This is a genomic window from Falsiroseomonas oryzae (assembly GCF_027856955.1).
GTDB lineage: Bacteria > Pseudomonadota > Alphaproteobacteria > Acetobacterales > Acetobacteraceae > Falsiroseomonas > Falsiroseomonas oryzae.
Map to the genome: position 1 here is coordinate 1 of NZ_JAPSMD010000652.1, position 2,205 is coordinate 2,205.

Here is a 2,205-nt window from a genome sequence, read left to right on the forward strand (position 1 = left end):
GCCCCCGGCCGCGTCAGCCTCGCCCCATCACGACAGGACCCAGATGTCGCTCTCCAGCACCGCCGGCACGCCGGTGAGGAAGGCGACCAGCACGCGGGGCGCGGCGCCGGTGCCGTCCGGGTCGAACCACAGCCGGCCCACGTCGTTCTCCCACATCACCCGGTGGTCGGCGGTGCTGGCGAAGCCCGTCGCGTCGGCCCGGAAGGCCGTCGCCGCCAGCTGGCCCACCGGCAACCCGCTGTTGACCACCTCGATCCGGTCGCCCTGCAGGCGGTCGAAGTCGGTGATCCGGTCCGCCAGGTCGAGCCCGCCGATGTCCAGCCGGAAGCGGTCCGCATTGTCGTTGCCGGTCAGCAGGTCGAAGCCGGCCTGCGCCAGCAGCAGGTCGTCGCCGGGGCCGCCGAGCAGCTGGTCGTCGCCGCCGCCGCCCTCCAGCCGGTCGTTGCCGAGGCCGCCGAAGATCACGTTGGCACCGGCATTGCCGAGGATGACGTTGTTGGTGCCGGTGCCCGTGCCGGTCAGCGGATCGCTGCCCAGCATGACCAGCCATTCGATGCCGTTGGCCAGCGTGGTGCTGGCCAGCGCCTCCACCGTATCGGCGCCGGAGATGTCGACCAACAGCAGGTCGAGCGTGCTGTCCACGCGGTAGAGGTCGCTGCCGCGGCCGCCTTCCAGCGTGTCCGCGTCGGAGCCCGGCCCGGCCATGCTGCCCAGCGTGTCGTTGCCGTCGTTGCCGATCAGCCGGTCGTTGCCGGTGCCGCCGTTCAGGCTGTCGTCGCCGAGGCCGCCATCCAGGCTGTCCGCCGCGCCGCCGCCGTTCAGCGTGTCGTTGCCGAGCCCGCCGGCAAGACTGTTGGCGCCCTCGTTGCCGAGGATGCTGTCGCCGACGTCGCCGCCGGTGCCGTTGATGTTCGCCACCCCCTGGAGCTGGAGGTTGACGATGCTGGTCCCGGCCAGGCTGAAGGTGACGGAGGCGAGCACCAGCCCGGCCTCGCCCAGCTCCTCCACCACCGCGTCGCCGATGTTGTCCACGATGTAGGTGTCGAAGCCGGTGCCGCCGATCAGCACGTCGGCGCCGGCGGCGCCGTCCAGCGTATCGTTGCCGGCCAGCCCGTCCAGCACGTCGCCCGCGGCAGTGCCGATCAGGTGGTTGCCGACGGCGTTGCCGCCGCCGTAGCGGGCGGTGCCGGTCAGCTCCAGATCCTCGATCCCGGTGGCGAGGGTGGTGTTGGCGGAGGCGCGCAGGCGGTCGCGCGCGCCGTCCAGGCCGCTGTCGGCGATGACCGCGCTGCCGCCGCCGAACACGTAGACATCCGCACCCTCGCCGCCATCCAGCGTGTCCGCCTGGCCGCCGCCATCCAGCGTGTCGGCCTCGGTGCCGCCGAGCAGGCTGTCGTCGCCGGTGCCGCCGAGCAGGCTGTCGGTGCCCGCGCCGCCGGAGATGGTGTCGCCATCGGCGCCGCCATCCAGCGTGTCGGCCTCCGTGCCGCCGATCAGGCTGTCATTGCCGGTGCCGCCGAGCAGGCTGTCGTTGCCCGCGCCGCCATCCAGCGTGTCGGCGCCGTCCAGCCCGGACAGCACGTTCGCCGCGGCGGTGCCGAAGACCTGGTTGGCGAGGCCGTTGCCGGTGCCGTTCGCCGCCGCGCCCGTCAGCTCCAGGTCCTCGATGCCGGCGCCGAGCGTGTGGTTGCTGCTGGCGCGCACGCGGTCGCGCCCGGCATCCACGCCGCTGTCGCTTGCCGCGGTGGTGGTGCCGGCGACCAGGTAGAGGTCGGCGCCCTCGCCGCCATCCAGCGTGTCGGCCTGGCCGCCGCCGTCCAGCGTGTCGGCGTCCGCCCCGCCGAACAGGCTGTCGTTGCCGGTGCCGCCGAGCAGGCTGTCGGTGCCGGCGCCGCCATCCAGCGTGTCGCCCTCGGTGCCGCCATCCAGGATGTCGTTCTCGGTGCCGCCGAGCAGGCGGTCGTTGCCGCCGCCGCCAAGCAGGCTGTCATTGGCGCCGCCGCCATCGAGCGTGTCGGCCTCGGTGCCGCCGTCGAGCGTGTCGGTCTCGGTGCCGCCGACGAGGCTGTCGGCGCCGCCGCCGCCGAGCAGGCTGTCGTTGCCGCCGCCGCCATCCAGCGTGTCGCCATCCGCGCCGCCATCCAGGATGTCGGCCTCCGTGCCGCCGAGCAGGCGGTCGTTGCCGGTGCCGCCGGACAGGCTGTC

Annotated in this window: 1 protein-coding gene; it reads right to left on the reverse strand. The window is 73.8% G+C overall.

Annotation, left to right across the window (positions count from 1 at the left end; translation table 11 throughout):
• Window positions 1-27 precede the first annotated feature (27 nt).
• Window positions 28-2,205, reverse strand: a 2,178-nt coding sequence (locus tag OZN99_RS30140) for a calcium-binding protein (protein ID WP_270938899.1), incomplete at its 5' end; no start/stop codon positions are given.